The following is a 14,461-nucleotide window of genomic DNA, read 5'->3' as shown; positions in this document are numbered from 1 at the left end:
GTCAACAGAAGAGGAGATGGTCGCATGCTGACCGGAAAGCGAATCCTGGTCACCGGCGGTGCCCAGGGAATGGGCCGGGAGATCGCCGTGGAGGCGGCGAGGCAGGGCGCCGAGTACGTCAGCGTGGCGGACCTGAACGTGGAGGGCGCCAAGGAAGCCGTCCGAGAGATCGAGGCGCTCGGCGTGTCGGCGCAGGCGATCAAGGTCGACCTCGCCGACGGCGCGGAGGTGCGCGCGATGATCGAGGCCGCGGTCGCCGGCGGCGGCGGACTCGACACCCTGGTCAACAACGCGGGGGTCATGGAGGGCACGTTCGCGGAGGATGCGTCCTTCGAGGGGCTCCCGGAAGACGTGTGGGACACAGTGTTCGACATCAACGTCAAGTCCGTGTGGCTCGCGTCGAAGTACGCAGCACCACACCTGAGGGCGTCCGGGCGTGGTCCGTCGATCATCAACGCCGCATCGGTCGCGGGCATGGTCGGCTACGTGAGCACGGCGTACCCCGCAAGCAAGGCGGCGGTGATCCAGTTGACACGGACCACGGCGATCGCATTGTCGCCGGACGTGCGGGTCAACGCCTTCGCACCCGGATCCATCGAGACGCCGATGAGCCAGGGCTTCCTGGACGCGGCCGCGCCGGAGGACCGGGACGCCCGACTGCTCGGCATGACCGGCGCGCACCTGATCCCCCGATTCGGCACCAGCGGCGAGATCGCCAAGGTCGTGGCGTTCCTCGCCTCCGACGACGCCTCGTTCCTCACCGGCATCGTGGTACCGGTCGACGGGGGAACCACCGCGTGGCGCGGACACCGAAGCCGGTGATCGGGGTGACCGCCGCCGTGGCGGGCGTCGGGGAGTCGGAGTTCGGCCGGTCGGTCGACCGTCCTCTGGACCGGCTGGTGATCGACGCGTGCCGGGCGGCCCTCGCCGACGCGGGCCTGGCGGCGTCCGATGTCGACGGTGTGGTCGCGACCGCGCCGTGGCCGGGTCCGGACACGGTCTCCCAGGCCCTGGGGATCCAGCGCGACCACACCGCCTCGCCGGGGATTCCGGCGGGTGCGGGCCCGGTCGCGGCGATCGAGGCGGCCCGCCTCGCCGTCGAATCCGGCCGCGCCTCTGCGGTGCTCGTGTACTACGGCTACGCGGGGTCGAAGCCGGGCGGGCCGTACGCCTTTCACGCGCACGATCCGGTCAAGGCGAGTCTCGAGATGCCGTTCGGCTGGTATGGACAGCCCGTGTACTTCGCGGCGTGGGCGCAGCGCTACCTGCACACCTACTCGGTTTCGCCGGACGAACTGGGCTCGATCGCGATCGCGAACCGGAAGTGGGCACAGCTGACGCCGGGCGCCCAGCGCGCCAAGCCACTGAGTGCCCAGGACTACCTGGCGAGCCCGATGATCGCGTCCCCGTTGCGGGCCGCGGACTGCTGCCTGATCACCGACGGAGCGGGCGCGGTGGTCGTCACCACCACGGACCGGGCGCGTGATCTGCGCACCCCGCCGGTGCTCGTTGCCGGATCCTCGACGGTGACCTTCGGGCCCGCGATGACCTCCTACTTCACCCAGGCGCCGGATCTCTGCAGCTTCGGATCGTCGCGTTCCGGACCGCGCGCGTTCGCCGAGGCCGGACTGCGGCCCGCCGACATCGACGTCGCGGAGATCTACGACTGCTTCAGCATCTCGCAGGCCATCCAGCTGGAGGATCTCGGATTCTGCGACAGGGGAGGGGCATTCGGGTTCACGGCGGACGGGAACACCGAGCCGGGTGGCGCGCTTCCGGTGAACACCCACGGTGGTCATCTCGCCTACGCCTACATCCCCGGCATCGTGCACGTCATCGAGGCGGTCCGCCAGCTACGGGGGGAGCGGGGCGCCGCGCAGGTCCCGGATGCGCGGACCGCCCTGGTCGCGGCGCTCGCCGGCGGCGAGCACTCCACCCTGATCCTGACGGAGGACCGCTGACATGACAGAACCGACGCGGGGCGAGACGGTGGTGGCCCCGGCCGTGCCCGATCATCCCCCTGCCACGGACCTGCCCGACCTGCAACCGTTCTGGGACGCAGCCGGTCGCGGCGAACTGGTCCTGCCACGGTGCCCGGAGTGCGAATCGTGGCAGTGGTATCCCGGCCCGGGTTGCCCCTGTGGCCACACCGGGGAGTTCGAGTGGTGCGGAGTCCGTGGGACCGGCGTGCTGTACACCTTCACCAGGGTCGAGCGGGCGTTCCTCCCCGGTGGATCCGGCCGGCCGTACACGGTCGCGCTGGTAGAGCTCGACGATGCGCGCGGCGTGCGGCTGGTGACCGATCTGGTCGGACCGGGGTCGGATGCACCGCGCATCGGTGCCCGGGTCACGTTGTCCCCGAGCGTGTTCGACACCCATACCCTGCCCACCTTCGCGTTGGTGGGCCACGACGAGGAGGCTGCTCCGCGATGAGACTGTCACTGCGCTACGACATGCGGGCGCCCGAGATCGGCGCGCCCGCAGCCGATCTCTACAAGGCGGCCGTCGAACAGGCCGCCTGGGGCGACACACACGGGTTCGAGACCGTGTACATCGCCGAGCACCACGGGGCCGAGGACGGCTACTGCGCGTCGCCGATGATCCTCGCCGGCGCGATGCTGGGCCGGAGTACGCGGATCCACGTGCACTTCTCCGCGCTGGTCGCCGTTCTGCACGACCCGCTCCGCCTGGCCGAGGATCTGGCGACACTCGATCTGATCGGTCGCGGCCGCGTCGAGATGACGATGGGTATCGGCTACCGGCCCGACGAGTTCGAGATGTTCGACGTCCCGATGAAGCGTCGGGTGAAGATCCTCGAAGAGATCATCGACACCCTGGACAAGGCGTGGACCGGTGAGCCGTTCGAGTTCCGGGGACGCACCGTCCGGGTTCGGCCGATGCCGGTGACCCGCCCGCGTCCCCCGATCTACATCGGCGGCTCGGCGGACCCCTCGGCCGCCCGCGCCGCCCGACTCGGGGACAACTACTACCCTGCCGGGTCCGACAAGGATCGCCTGTACGGCCTCTTCGAGGCGGAGTGCGTGCGCCTCGGTCGCCCGGTGCCGCCGCGGCCGGCGCCCGCAGGGCCACTGTTCTTACACGTCACCGACGACCCGGAGCGGGACTGGCAGCGCCTGGCGCCGCATCTCATGTACACCACCAACATGAATGCACAGTGGGCGAAGGAACGGGGGACCGGGACCACCGGATACAAGTTCGTCGAGTCGATCGACGACCTGAAGACGCTGCCCGACTTCGTCGTCCTGACCCCTGACCAGTGCGTCGATCTCGCGCGGTCGCGTGGCGACGACTCCGAGCTGATGTTCCAGCCCCTGATGGGCGGGCTGCCGCCCGAGATCGGTTGGCAGAGTCTGGAACTGTTCGCATCCAAGGTGCTTCCGCGGCTCGAGGAGAGCGGACTGCGGGAAGCCGGCGCCGGCAGGTCGTAGCGCACATGTGGCTGAAGGGCACACCTTCATGCGGGTGGACCGCGTGAAGGTGCCCTTCAGCCTTTCGCGCTCGGCCTCGTGCCGGCGTGCAAGGGTCAGGGGCGGTGCGGATCCGCGCGCTGCACCGGCGGAGCGGTCTTCCAGTCCGGCAAACCGAATTCCGGCGTTCCGACGACGGCCCTGCCCCCGGAGAGGTGGGTCCACTGGGCGTGGTTGAGCTGGTGGATGGTGAAGCAGGCGTCGAGTGCGTTGGTGAAGCCCATCGCGTCCTGGCTCTGGTTGACCGATTCCTTGACGAGCAGCGCGGCCATGGTCGGCACCTGCGCGATTCGGCGGGCGAAGTCGAGGGTCCGGTCGCCCAGTTCGTCGGCGGGGAACACCTTGCTGACCATGCCGAGCGCGCGGGCGTCCTCGGCATCGAGGCAGTCGCCGGTGAGCAGGAGCTCCTTGGCCTTGCGCGGGCCGAATTCCCAAGGATGGCCGAAGTACTCGACGCCGCACATGCCGAGTCGGCTCGCGACGACGTCCGCGAACTGGGTGCCCTCCGCGGCGACGATGAGGTCACACGCCCACGTGAGCATCAGGGCGGCGGAGAAGACGTTCCCGTGGACCTGCGCGATGGTGATCTTGCGCAGGTTGCGCCACCGCCGGGTGTTTTCGTAGAAGTAGTGCCACTCCTGGTGGAACCGGGACTCGACGGCGTCGTGGGTGGCGCCGGTGCAGGTGTAGGACCAGTGCTGGTCCGGTCCGGGATTGCGCTCGGCCTGGTAGTCGGAACTGCCGAGGTCGTGCCCGGAGGAGAAGACCGGTCCGTCGCCCGCCAGGATGACGACGCGGACGGTGTCGTCGGCCTCGGCGCGCAGGAAGGCCTCGGTCAGCTCGACCAGCAACCCCCGGTTCTGGGCGTTGCGATACTTGGGTCGGTTCAACACGATTCGGGCGATCGTGCCGTCGTCGTGTGTCTCGTAGCGAAGGTACTTGTAGGCCACCGGAGTGGTGGGATCCGTGCCGACAGCGGTCATGGTTGGTCCTTTCCGGGTCAGACGGTCAGGGAGGACGTCTGGACTGTTGCGCGTGCCTTGTCGAGGAGGGCCTGGGACACGGCGTGGAAGCGTTGTCCCAGTGCTGCGTCGGCCTTGCCGGCGCAGGCGCGAGCATGGGTGCCCTCGAGGATGATCGCCAGCCGGTAGCAGGCGAGCACCTGGTACCAGTCGAACTCGGACATGTCCCGGCCGCTGACCGCGCCGTAGCGGGCGATCAGCTCGACCCGGGACGGCAGTCCGTCGAGGTGCTGTGCCAGTCCGACGGTGCGGGTCTCGCTCGGGTCGGGCCAGGTGGCGAGAAGGTGGCCGAGGTCGAGGAGTGGGTCGCCGACGGTGCCGAGTTCCCAGTCGACCACGGCGGCCACTGAAGGTCCGGTGCGGTCGAACATGACATTCCCGAAGTGGTAGTCGCCGTGGATGATTCCCTTGCGCCACGCCGACGGGCGGTGCGCGTCGAGCCAGGCGCCGATCTCGTCGACGCCGTCGAGGTCGGGTCCCGGCCAGCCGTCGAGTTCGCGGTACGAGTCGAGCTGCCTGCGCCAGCGGCCCACCTGCCGGTCGATCCAGCCGTCGGCGCGGGCGAGCTGCTCCGCGCCGAGGACAGCCGGATCGACCCGGCTCAGCGCCGCCGCGGCATCGATCATCGACAGTCCCATGGCGTGCTGCAGTTCGGCGGACGACGCGTGCGGCTCGGGGACCTCGGTGGTCGCGGTGAACCCCTCGATCGCCTCCATGACGAAGAAGAAGCAGCCCATCACCTCGAGGTCCTCGCACGATGCCACCAGGCGGGGATGGGGGACCTCGCTGCCTGCGAGTGCGGCGAGCATCCGCGCTTCGCGTCGCATCGTCTCGTCGCTGTTGGCGCGCTTGTGCAGTGGGGGGCGGCGGAAGACGTAGTCGGTACCGCTCCGGGAGAACTTGACCAGGATGTTCTGGGTGCCACCGGTCAGTGCGGCCACATCGGTGAGGGGCCCGGTTCCGATGCCGTTCCGATCCAGCCACGACGTCAGTGCGGCGACGTCCACCGGGTCCCGATCACTCATCGGATTCACCTCGTGTCTTCCATCTCGGGCGTGCGACGGCGGAGCCGTCGGTACTGCGTTCGATTGCAGAGTGATCTGGGGCACTCGCTCACCGCACCATACACATCCATGGCAACCATTGTCATGATTACCTTCACATTCCGGCGCATAGTTGTTATGGTTTCGGTCGACCGGCCCGAGCGTTCTCGTCAGCGGGCCCCGGCACCTCTGGTGCCCTTCAACAACATCCGAGCGTTCTCACCAGGTGGTGCAATGGGTATCGAAATGGTTTTGGACATGGCCTCGTCGGTCAATCCGGACAGGCTTGCCGTCGGACGTCGCGGTGCGGGAATGACCTACCGGCAGCTCGGCGACGTCGCGGCGGGTGGCGCGGCGGTCGTGGCCGAGCGCGGCGCAGCCCATCTGGTGTTCGTCGGTGTCAACGGCCCGGTGCTCCCGGCGCTGACCTTCGCGGCGGCACGGGCGGGCATTCCCCTCGCCCCGCTGAACTACCGGCTCGCCACCGACCAGTTGCGGGACCTGGTCACCCAGCTCGACCGTCCGATCGTCGTCACCGACCCGGCCTACCGGGACAAGCTCGACGGTGTCGCGGAGACCGTCTTGACAAGCGAGGAGTTCCTCGACCTCGCACGGGCCGCCGAGCCGGCGGAGCAGGCCCCGGTCCAGGATGACGCCACCGCGATCGTGCTGTTCACCAGCGGTACCACCTCCGCCCCCAAGGGTGTGCTGCTTCGCCACCAGCACCTGCTGTCCTACCTGTTCAACACGGTCGAGTTCGGTTCCGCCGACGAGGAGCACGCCACCCTCGTCAGCACCCCGCCCTACCACGTTGCCGGAATGGGCGCCGTGCTCAGCAACGTGTACGCCGGACGCCGGATGGTGCACCTTCCCGACTTCACGCCGCAGAACTGGCTCGACCTCGTCCGCGAGGAGGGCGTCACCAGCGCGATGGTGGTGCCCACGATGCTCGCCCGCGTCGTCGAACACCTGGACGGCGCGCCCGCGGACACCCCGGCGCTCGGCTCGCTGGCGTACGGCGGCGCGCGGATGCCGCAGCCCGTGCTCGAGCGGGCCCTCTCCGCGTTCCCCACCACAGGATTCGTCAACGCATACGGCCTGACCGAGACGAGCTCGACCATCGCGGTGCTCGGCCCCGACGATCACCGCGAGGCCCTCTCCGATCCCGCGCTGCGCGGACGCCTGGCCTCCGTCGGGCGCGTGGTCCCCGGCATGGAGGCCGAGATCCGGGACGAGGACGACACGACCGTCCTCGCTCCGGGTGAGACCGGGCTCCTGTGGGTGCGCGGCGCCCAGGTCAGCGGCGAGTACATGGGCAAGGGCTCGGCGCTCGACGCCGGCGGCTGGTTCCCGACCCGCGACCGCGCCCGCATCGAGGACGGCTACCTCTACATCGGAGGACGCGCGGACGACACCATCATCCGCGGCGGCGAGAACATCGCCCCCGCCGAGATCGAGGACGTGCTCGTCCGCCACGACGACGTCCGCGAACTCGCGGTCGTCGGTGTGCCGGACGACGAGTGGGGCGAGCGCATCTGTGCCGTGATCGTGCCGGTCGGCACCGAGCACGCCGATGCCGAGTCGATCCGCACCTGGTGCCGCGAGCGACTGCGCGGATCGCGCACCCCCGACGAGGTGGTCTTCGTGGACGAACTGCCCAAGACCGCCACCGGCAAGCTGGTCCGCCGCGACCTCGTCGCGCAGATCACCGAGCCGGCTGCCGGCTGACCCGGGAATCGTCTTCCCACTTCGATTTTCACCATCTGCTGGAGGATCCATGCGTAATGCCGTGATCGTCGACGTCGTTCGCTCGGCGTCGGGTAGGGGCAAGGTCGGCGGCGCGCTGTCCGACGTCCACCCGATCGACCTGCTCGCCGAGGTCCTGTGGGCACTGATGTCCCGCAACACCATCGACCCCGTGCTCGTCGACGATGTCATCGGTGGCACCGTCAGCCAGGCGTCCGAGCAGGCGGGCAACATCACCCGCTCGGCCATGCTCGCGGCGGGACTGCCCGAGACGACGCCCGCGACGACAGTCACCCGGGCGTGCGGGTCGAGCCAGCAGGCGGTGCACTTCGCCGCGCAGGGCGTCATCGCAGGCGCCTACGACGTCGTGATCGCCTGCGGCGTCGAGTCGATGAGCCGCGTCCCGATGGGCACCGCCCCGATGGGGAAGGACCTGGTCGGAGTAGGCCTGGCGCAGCGGTATCCGGAGGGTTGGGTCAGCCAGGGCGTGTCAGCCGAACTGGTGGCGAAGAAGTGGAACATCAATCGCGACGACGTCGACGCCTACGCGTACGAGTCGCACCGCCGGGCGGCAGCCGCCGCCGAGGCCGGCCACTTCGACCGCGAGATCGTGCCGGTCGCCGTGCCCGCGGGTGCGCACACCGCCGACGAGACGATCCGTGCCGCCACCACACTGGAGAGCCTGGGCGCGCTGCGTGCCTCCTTCCGCTCGGAGGCGGCGGAGCGGCGCTTCCCCGGACTGGGCTGGATGATCACGCCCGGCAACTCGTCGCCGCTGACGGACGCCGCCGCGGCCACGCTCATCATGTCGGAGGAGAAGGCCGCGGAGCTCGGGCTGACGCCCCGCGCCCGCTTCGTCGACTTCGCCGTCGCGGGCGACGACCCGCTGTACATGCTCACCGCGCCGATCCCGGCCACCCGCAAGATCCTCGATCGCACCGGACTCGCCATCGGGGACATCGACGTCTACGAGGTCAACGAGGCATTCGCGTCGGTGCCGTTGGCGTGGGCACGCGAACTCGACGCGGACCTCGGGCGCCTGAACCCGGCCGGTGGCGCCATCGCGCTCGGCCACGCGATCGGTGCGTCCGGTGTGCGACTGCTCGCCACGATGGTCGGCGAACTCGAGCGCACGGGCGGCCGTTACGGCCTGCAGACCATGTGCGAGCACGGCGGCATGGCGAACGCGCTCCTCGTCGAGCGAATCTGACCATCCGGCAACGTATCTCCCGACCGCAGTCAAGGAAGGCACACTCGTGAACATCAATGGCAAGGTCACCGTCGTGACCGGTGGTGCGTCCGGTCTCGGACTGGCGACCGCCCGGCAGTTGCTCGAGCAGGGGGCGAAGGTGGTCCTGCTGGACCTGCCGACGTCGAACGGTGCCGAGGTCGCGGCTGAACTGGGTGAGAACGCGCTCTTCGCGCCCGCCGACATCTGTGACGAGGCGGCCGTCACCGAAGCGCTCGACGCGGCGGAGAAGTTCGGTGAACTCCGGGCAGTGGTCAGTTGCGCGGGTACCGGCAAGTCGTTGCGAGTGGTCGGACGCCAGGGCGTGTTCCCGCTCGACGTGTTCACTCGCGTCGTCACGATCAACCTGATCGGCACGTTCAACGTGATCCGCCTGGCGGCCGAGCGGATGTCGTGGCTCGAACTCGACGGGGAGGAGCGCGGCGTGATCGTGACAACCGCCTCGGTCGCGGCGTTCGAGGGGCAGATCGGACAGGCCGCGTACGCGGCATCGAAGGCGGGCGTCGCCGGCATGACGCTGCCGCTGGCCCGCGACCTCGCCTCGCTCGCGATTCGGGTCGTCTCCATCGCCCCGGGTCTGTTCGACACCCCGCTGCTCGCTGGTCTGAACGACGAGGCGAAGGCGTCCCTCGGCGCGCAGACCCCGCACCCGAGCCGCCTGGGTGACCCGAAGGAATTCGGTTCCCTTGCAGTGCACATCGTGTCCAACCCGATGATCAATGGCGAGGTCGTGCGGCTCGACGGCGCCATTCGGATGGCAACGCGCTGATGTCCGCCGAGACGGTCGACAGCCGCGAGTGGGTCCTGCGCGCACGTCCCTCCGGACGCCCGCTCGACTCCGATGTCGAGCTGATCGCGCGCCCGCTCCCCACCCCCGAACCGGGCATGGTGCGCGTACACAACCTCGTGATGTCCGTCGAGCCGTACATGCGTGGCCGGATGGGCGGCGAATCGAACTACGCGGAGCCGTATCCGATCGGCGAACCACTGCGGGCCCCGACCGTCGGTCGGGTCACCGGGTCGGACGACCCGGCATTGCCCGCCGGGGCGCTGGTCCTGCACGACTTCGGCTGGCGCGAACACACGCTCGTTCCGGTCGGGGAGTGCCGGGTCCTCGACGAGCACGGCATGGATCCCGCGGTACACCTGAGCGTGCTCGGCATCCCCGGGATGACCGCATGGATCGGCATCGACCGGATCGCACGGGTCGTCCCGGGTGACGTGGTGTTCGTGTCCTCCGCAGCCGGTGCGGTCGGGTCGACCGCCGTCCAGCTCGCCAAGATCCGGGGTGCACGGGTGATCGCGAGCGCGGGCTCGCCCGCGAAGGTGGACCTGGTCCGTGACCTCGGCGCCGACGTCGTGTTCGACCACCACGACGGTTCGATCACCCACCAACTGCGCGGGGCGCTCGAGGACCTCGGCGCGAGTGGCCTCGACGTGTACTTCGACAACGTCGGCGGCGACCACCTCGAGGCGGCGATCCGGGTGATCAACGATCACGCGCGTATCGCGCTGTGCGGGATGATCAGCATCTACAACGAGGCGACGCCGCAACCCGGGCCGAGCAATCTCATCAAGCTGATCTGGCGCCGGGCTCGGATGGAGGGGTTCCTGCTACGCGACCACCTGGACGCGCGGGACGAGTTCGAGGAACAGATGTCCGGGTGGATCCGGTCCGGCCTGGTCCGTCCGGTGCACACCGAGTTCGGCGGTGGGGTCGCGGGCGCGTGGGACGCGTTCGCCGGCATGTTGGACGGCAGTGCGACCGGCAAGGCGATCGTCCCTCTGGCGGCCGACGGCGCCGGCAGTTCACAGGTTCTCGGCGGGACGTACTCGCCCGACAAGGAGGTACAACGATGACGGCACCCGCACTTCCCCTGGAGGGCAAGGTCGCTCTCGTCACTGGTGGTAGCCGGGGACTGGGCCGGGAGATGGTGCTGGCGTTCGCAAACGCGGGCGCGGACACGATCATCGTCAGCCGGAAGATCGACAGCTGTGAGGCGCTGGCGGCCGAGGTGGCCGAGACCACCGGCCGCCGCGCGTTGCCCGTCGCCTGCCACGTCGGCGACTGGGACGCCCAGGATCAGCTGGTGGCCCGCGCCTACGAGGAGTTCGGCAAGGTCGACATCCTGGTCAACAATGCCGGAATGTCGCCGCTGTACTCGAGCCTCGAAGCGATCTCGGAGGCGCTGTTCGACAAGGTCTTCGACGTCAACCTCAAGGGCGCATTCCGTCTGACGACGCTGATCGCGCCGCGGATGGCCGCGGGTGCGGGCGGATCGATCATCAACATCAGTTCGATCGCCTCGGAGCGCCCCACCCCGGGTGACCTGCCCTACGCCGCGGCGAAGGCCGGACTGAACATCCTGACCAAGGGCTTCGCGCAGGCGTACGGGCCGAATGTTCGCGTCAACGCGATCATGGCCGGGCCGTTCCTGACGGACATCAGCAAGTCGTGGGACATGGACGTGGTCGCCGAGAAGATGGCGGCACTGCCGCTGGGCCGGGCCGGCAATCCCGACGAGATCATCGGTGCCGCGCTGTATCTCGCGGGTCCCGGCTCCACCTACACCTCCGGCGCGATCCTGCCGGTCGACGGCGGCCGCACCGCGATGCGCTGACCCCGGCCACGTGCCGACGGTCCTCCGCGGAGGGCCGACCGACTTTTCGAGAAAGGAACCAGGACATGAGCTGGGGATTCGACACCGACCCGGAGTACCAGAAGGTGCTCGACTGGGCCGACGAGTTCGTCACCACCGAGGTCGAGCCGATCGACCAGGTCATCACCCACGCGTGGGACCTGAAGGATCCACTGCGGCAGAAGCTGATCCCGCCGCTGCAGGACAAGGTTCGGGAGAAGGGCCTGTGGGCGACGCACCTGGGCCCCGAGCTCGGCGGCCAGGGCTACGGGCAGCTGAAGCTGGCCCTGCTCAACGAGATCGTCGGCCGGACCCACTCGGGTCCGATCGTGTTCGGCGCGCAGGCGCCCGACTCGGGTAACACCGAGATCCTCGCGCACTACGGCACCCCGGAGCTCAAGGAGCGGTACCTCAAGCCGCTCATCGAGAACGAGATCGTGTCCTGCTACGCGATGACCGAGCCGCAGGGCGGGTCGAACCCGGTCGAGTTCGAGACCACCGCGGTCCTCGACGGCGACGAGTGGGTCATCAACGGCGAGAAGTGGTTCGGCTCGAACGCCCGGTTCGCATCGTTCTACATCGTGATGGCCGTGACGGATCCGGAGGCGGAGCCGCACCGGCGACTGTCGCAGTTCATCGTCCCGGCCGAGACCCCCGGCCTCGAGATCGTTCGCAACACCGGGGTGTGGGGCCACGACTACGAGGTCGGAACCCACGCCTACACCCGCTGGACCGACGTGCGGATCCCCAAGGACCACATCCTCGGTGGCGTCGGACAGGGATTCGAGGTGGCGCAGACCCGTCTCGGTGGCGGTCGCATCCACCACGCGATGCGCACGGTAGGCCTCGTGAAGCGGTCCCTCGACATGATGCTCGAGCGCGCAGTCTCCCGCACGACACGCGGCAAGCGTCTCGGTGACCAGCAGATGGTGCAGGAGATGATCGCCGACTCGTGGCTCCAGCTCGAGCAGTTCCGGTTGCTGGTGCTGCGGACCGCATGGCGGATCGACCAGGAGAACGACTACCGCAAGGTCATCAGGGACATCGCGGCGGTCAAGGCGGCGATGCCGAAGGTCCTTCTCGACGTGTCCTCGCGGGCGGTACAGTTGCACGGTGCGCTCGGCGTGTCCAAGGAACTGCCCCTGGGCAAGTGGCTGTTCGAGTCGTACCACATGGGCCTCGCCGACGGCGCGACCGAGATCCACAAGGTCAGCCTCGCTCGTCAGCTGCTGCGTGACGCGACCCCGCACGAGGGACTGTTCCCGAGTTACCACGTGCCGGCGCTCGAGGAGCAGGCGCGCGCCAAGTTCGCGGCCGAACTCGGCGCCCTCGACACCTAGAACGCACACGCGAGGACGGCCCCGGAGCATCCGCTCCGGGGCCGTCCGTGTTCACTACCCGCCCGCCCCGGGATGGGGGCGGGCGGCGGTGGGCGTGGCGTCAGCGGTCGCGGCTGATGACGAATGCGGTGGAGCCGGCCAGACCATTGGAGACGGTGACCACCGAGCGGTTCGCGCCGTGGACCTGACGGCCTTCCGCGCGATCGGTCACCTGGTAGGCGGCCTCGGTCAGCTGGGTCATGCCGTGCAGGCGGCCCTCGGCGAGGCAGCCGCCCCCTGTGTTGATCGGCAGCGACCCGGTGAGGCGGGCGTTGCCGTCGTCGATGAAGCCGGCGGCCTCGCCACGGTCGACGAAGCCGAGACCCTCGAGCCAGGTGTACGTGAAGATCGAGAAGCCGTCGTAGAGCTGCGCCACGTCGATCTCCGAGCGATCGATTCCGGCTGCGGCCCAGAGACGTTCACCGGTGCGGGCGGCTCCGTCGAGAATGTCGTCCAACGCCATGGGGACGCCGGTGGCACCGACGTGGTTGCTCGTGGCGTACCCGGTGATCAGTGCCGGGGGTTTCCGCAGCTCGCGTGCCCGTTCGGTGCGGGTGAGGACCATCGCGACGGCGCCGTCGACCGGGAGGTCGCAGTCCAGCATCGTGATCGGGTCCGCGATCATCCGCGACGACAGGTAGTCCTCCTTCGTCAGCGTCTTGCCGCGGAAGAAGGCATTCGGATTGCGGTGCGCGTTCTCCCGGTTGCCGACGACGAAGTTGGCCAGTGAATCCCGGGTCGCGCCCGCCAGATCCAGGTAGCGGCGCGCCACGGTGGCGGCCCAGCCCGCCGGCATGGAGAACCCGTACGGCGCGAAAAACTGATCCTTGCCTCCCGCATGGGTGGCCGTGTAGTTCGAATAGCGCCCCACGGGCATGTGGAGGGCGCGGTAGAGCACGACATGTGTGCAGGCGCCGGCGACGAGCGCGTTGATCGCGTCGATCGCGGCGTGCGTGACCATCGGGGTGGTGTTTCCCAGCCAGGTGATGGCGTCGCGGATGCCGAGTGACTGTGCCAGGAAGCCAGGGGTGACGACGTCGACGCCGTCCTGGTTGCCCTTCTCTCCGCCGTACACCGGCATGGTCGGTGTGGTGGCGAGGCCGTCGATGTCGCTGCGGCTCAGTCCGGCATCGGCCAGGGCCAGGTCGGTCGCCTCGACGGTCAGGTCGGCCAGCGACCTCGGGTTGCGCCGGATGAGTTCGGTGTAGCCGATACCGGCGATCGCGACCTTGTCACGAAAATCCCACATGGTCATCCCCTTCTCGGGCGGAACTGGGGCACGACCGAGTCCGGCGCGAGCTCCTCGAACGTCACTTCCAGCGGCATGCCGATGCGTAGCTCGGCGGGGGTGGCGTCGAGCACGTTGGTCGTGATCAGGAGGCCGGGCTGTTCGTCGATCTCCACGACGCCGACGATGTACGGGAGGGAGTCGGCGAAGCCGGGCCCGGGCGAATCGTGCATCACCGTGTACGAGTACAGGGTGCCGCGCCCGGAGTGCTCCCGCCAGGTCAGGGCGGTACCCGTGCAGCGCGGGCAGGACGGCGCGGGCAGGTGCACGGCACGATCGCACGTCTCGCAGAACTGCAGGGCCAGCTGGTGTTTCAGCGCCGCGGCCCAGTACGGCGACGTGATCTCGTCGGCGAGTGGCAGGGGCTTGAGCGGGGGGACCGGTCGACTCATGCGGCCTCCTCGGCGTCCGGAACGGATTGTCCACAAATGTAGATAATGGTATTCATCTATTGGGCATTCTGTGACGCCGGTCTCTGTCCCGTCAAGTTGCCCGCGCGGACGGCGCCCGAGGTGTACGCAGGCCAAATCCACAGTTCAGGCAAATCATTCGCATAGAAGCTTGACTTTCGTTCTAATTCAGGCGAATGATATGCGCATTGACGGTG

General features: G+C 68.9%; 14 protein-coding genes. 10 read left to right on the top strand and 4 right to left on the bottom strand.

Annotated elements, in window-relative coordinates:
* The first annotated feature begins 24 nt into the window (after positions 1–24).
* The 4 genes from ACFSJG_RS24495 to ACFSJG_RS24480 are packed head-to-tail and all read left to right on the top strand — an operon-like array spanning position 25 to position 3,449.
* Entirely contained in the window at positions 25–822 is a 798-nt protein-coding gene (locus ACFSJG_RS24495) for an SDR family NAD(P)-dependent oxidoreductase (protein ID WP_378487819.1), read from the top strand.
* Complete coding sequence (locus ACFSJG_RS24490; protein WP_378487818.1) at positions 798–1,961, top strand: thiolase family protein; 1,164 nt, start codon at positions 798–800, stop codon at positions 1,959–1,961. Before ACFSJG_RS24495 ends, ACFSJG_RS24490 begins: the two co-directional genes overlap by 25 nt.
* A 1-nt stretch (position 1,962) precedes the next feature.
* Positions 1,963–2,433 (top strand): Zn-ribbon domain-containing OB-fold protein, encoded by a 471-nt coding sequence (locus ACFSJG_RS24485; RefSeq protein WP_378487817.1) that lies wholly within the window; start codon positions 1,963–1,965, stop codon positions 2,431–2,433.
* Positions 2,430–3,449: an LLM class flavin-dependent oxidoreductase gene (locus ACFSJG_RS24480; RefSeq protein WP_378487816.1), complete on the top strand. Its 1,020-nt coding sequence runs from the start codon at positions 2,430–2,432 to the stop codon at positions 3,447–3,449. The genes ACFSJG_RS24485 and ACFSJG_RS24480 overlap by 4 nt, the downstream gene beginning before the upstream one ends.
* Positions 3,450–3,544: 95 nt before the next feature.
* Here ACFSJG_RS24480 and ACFSJG_RS24475 read toward each other — a convergent pair whose 3' ends face one another.
* Complete coding sequence (locus ACFSJG_RS24475; RefSeq protein ID WP_378487815.1) at positions 3,545–4,471, bottom strand: enoyl-CoA hydratase; 927 nt, start codon at positions 4,469–4,471, stop codon at positions 3,545–3,547.
* A gap of 17 nt (positions 4,472–4,488) precedes the next feature.
* The gene (locus ACFSJG_RS24470) at positions 4,489–5,535 is read right to left on the bottom strand and encodes a phosphotransferase family protein (protein WP_378487814.1); all 1,047 of its coding nucleotides are present in this window, start codon (positions 5,533–5,535) and stop codon (positions 4,489–4,491) included.
* A gap of 252 nt (positions 5,536–5,787) precedes the next feature.
* On the opposite strand from ACFSJG_RS24470, the gene ACFSJG_RS24465 reads away from it, so the two are divergent.
* The 6 genes from ACFSJG_RS24465 to ACFSJG_RS24440 all read left to right on the top strand — a co-directional run bounded on the left by ACFSJG_RS24465 (position 5,788) and on the right by ACFSJG_RS24440 (position 12,527).
* Entirely contained in the window at positions 5,788–7,281 is a 1,494-nt protein-coding gene (locus tag ACFSJG_RS24465) for a class I adenylate-forming enzyme family protein (RefSeq protein WP_378487813.1), read from the top strand.
* Positions 7,282–7,330: 49 nt separating this feature from the next.
* On the top strand, positions 7,331–8,509 hold the full coding sequence (locus tag ACFSJG_RS24460; RefSeq protein ID WP_378487812.1) for a thiolase family protein: 1,179 nt from the start codon (positions 7,331–7,333) through the stop codon (positions 8,507–8,509).
* Between the two features lie 46 nt (positions 8,510–8,555).
* Positions 8,556–9,317, top strand: coding sequence for an SDR family NAD(P)-dependent oxidoreductase (locus ACFSJG_RS24455; protein ID WP_378487811.1), 762 nt, complete (start codon positions 8,556–8,558; stop codon positions 9,315–9,317).
* Complete coding sequence (locus tag ACFSJG_RS24450; protein ID WP_378487810.1) at positions 9,317–10,408, top strand: NADP-dependent oxidoreductase; 1,092 nt, start codon at positions 9,317–9,319, stop codon at positions 10,406–10,408. The genes ACFSJG_RS24455 and ACFSJG_RS24450 overlap by 1 nt, the downstream gene beginning before the upstream one ends.
* The gene (locus ACFSJG_RS24445; RefSeq protein ID WP_378487809.1) at positions 10,405–11,169 is read left to right on the top strand and encodes an SDR family NAD(P)-dependent oxidoreductase; all 765 of its coding nucleotides are present in this window, start codon (positions 10,405–10,407) and stop codon (positions 11,167–11,169) included. Before ACFSJG_RS24450 ends, ACFSJG_RS24445 begins: the two co-directional genes overlap by 4 nt.
* Before the next feature lie 65 nt (positions 11,170–11,234).
* A complete protein-coding gene (locus ACFSJG_RS24440; protein ID WP_378487808.1) occupies positions 11,235–12,527 on the top strand; it encodes an acyl-CoA dehydrogenase family protein in 1,293 nt (430 codons plus the stop codon).
* A 100-nt stretch (positions 12,528–12,627) separates the two neighbouring features.
* Here ACFSJG_RS24440 and ACFSJG_RS24435 read toward each other — a convergent pair whose 3' ends face one another.
* Both ACFSJG_RS24435 and ACFSJG_RS24430 read right to left on the bottom strand, forming a co-directional pair.
* The gene (locus tag ACFSJG_RS24435; RefSeq protein WP_378487807.1) at positions 12,628–13,815 is read right to left on the bottom strand and encodes a thiolase C-terminal domain-containing protein; all 1,188 of its coding nucleotides are present in this window, start codon (positions 13,813–13,815) and stop codon (positions 12,628–12,630) included.
* A 2-nt stretch (positions 13,816–13,817) separates the two neighbouring features.
* The gene (locus tag ACFSJG_RS24430; RefSeq protein ID WP_378487806.1) at positions 13,818–14,246 is read right to left on the bottom strand and encodes a Zn-ribbon domain-containing OB-fold protein; all 429 of its coding nucleotides are present in this window, start codon (positions 14,244–14,246) and stop codon (positions 13,818–13,820) included.
* Positions 14,247–14,461 lie beyond the last annotated feature (215 nt).

It is taken from the genome of Rhodococcus gannanensis (assembly GCF_042681175.1).
GTDB classification, from domain to species: domain Bacteria; phylum Actinomycetota; class Actinomycetes; order Mycobacteriales; family Mycobacteriaceae; genus Rhodococcus_G; species Rhodococcus_G gannanensis.
The sequence above is the reverse complement of the archived record's forward strand: the minus strand, read 5'-3'. Positions and strand labels throughout refer to the sequence as shown.

What these genes read in the sequence shown, in the direction of transcription:
- ACFSJG_RS24495 (WP_378487819.1), top strand. Translation starts at nt 25, where the DNA reads ATGCTGACCGGAAAGCGAATCCTGGTCACCGGCGGTGCCCAGGGAATG.
- ACFSJG_RS24485 (WP_378487817.1), top strand. Translation starts at nt 1,963, where the DNA reads ATGACAGAACCGACGCGGGGCGAGACGGTGGTGGCCCCGGCCGTGCCC.
- ACFSJG_RS24480 (WP_378487816.1), top strand. Translation starts at nt 2,430, where the DNA reads ATGAGACTGTCACTGCGCTACGACATGCGGGCGCCCGAGATCGGCGCG.
- ACFSJG_RS24475 (WP_378487815.1), bottom strand. Translation starts at nt 4,471, where the DNA reads ATGACCGCTGTCGGCACGGATCCCACCACTCCGGTGGCCTACAAGTAC.
- ACFSJG_RS24470 (WP_378487814.1), bottom strand. Translation starts at nt 5,535, where the DNA reads ATGAGTGATCGGGACCCGGTGGACGTCGCCGCACTGACGTCGTGGCTG.
- ACFSJG_RS24465 (WP_378487813.1), top strand. Translation starts at nt 5,788, where the DNA reads ATGGGTATCGAAATGGTTTTGGACATGGCCTCGTCGGTCAATCCGGAC.
- ACFSJG_RS24460 (WP_378487812.1), top strand. Translation starts at nt 7,331, where the DNA reads ATGCGTAATGCCGTGATCGTCGACGTCGTTCGCTCGGCGTCGGGTAGG.
- ACFSJG_RS24450 (WP_378487810.1), top strand. Translation starts at nt 9,317, where the DNA reads ATGTCCGCCGAGACGGTCGACAGCCGCGAGTGGGTCCTGCGCGCACGT.
- ACFSJG_RS24445 (WP_378487809.1), top strand. Translation starts at nt 10,405, where the DNA reads ATGACGGCACCCGCACTTCCCCTGGAGGGCAAGGTCGCTCTCGTCACT.
- ACFSJG_RS24440 (WP_378487808.1), top strand. Translation starts at nt 11,235, where the DNA reads ATGAGCTGGGGATTCGACACCGACCCGGAGTACCAGAAGGTGCTCGAC.
- ACFSJG_RS24435 (WP_378487807.1), bottom strand. Translation starts at nt 13,815, where the DNA reads ATGTGGGATTTTCGTGACAAGGTCGCGATCGCCGGTATCGGCTACACC.
- ACFSJG_RS24430 (WP_378487806.1), bottom strand. Translation starts at nt 14,246, where the DNA reads ATGAGTCGACCGGTCCCCCCGCTCAAGCCCCTGCCACTCGCCGACGAG.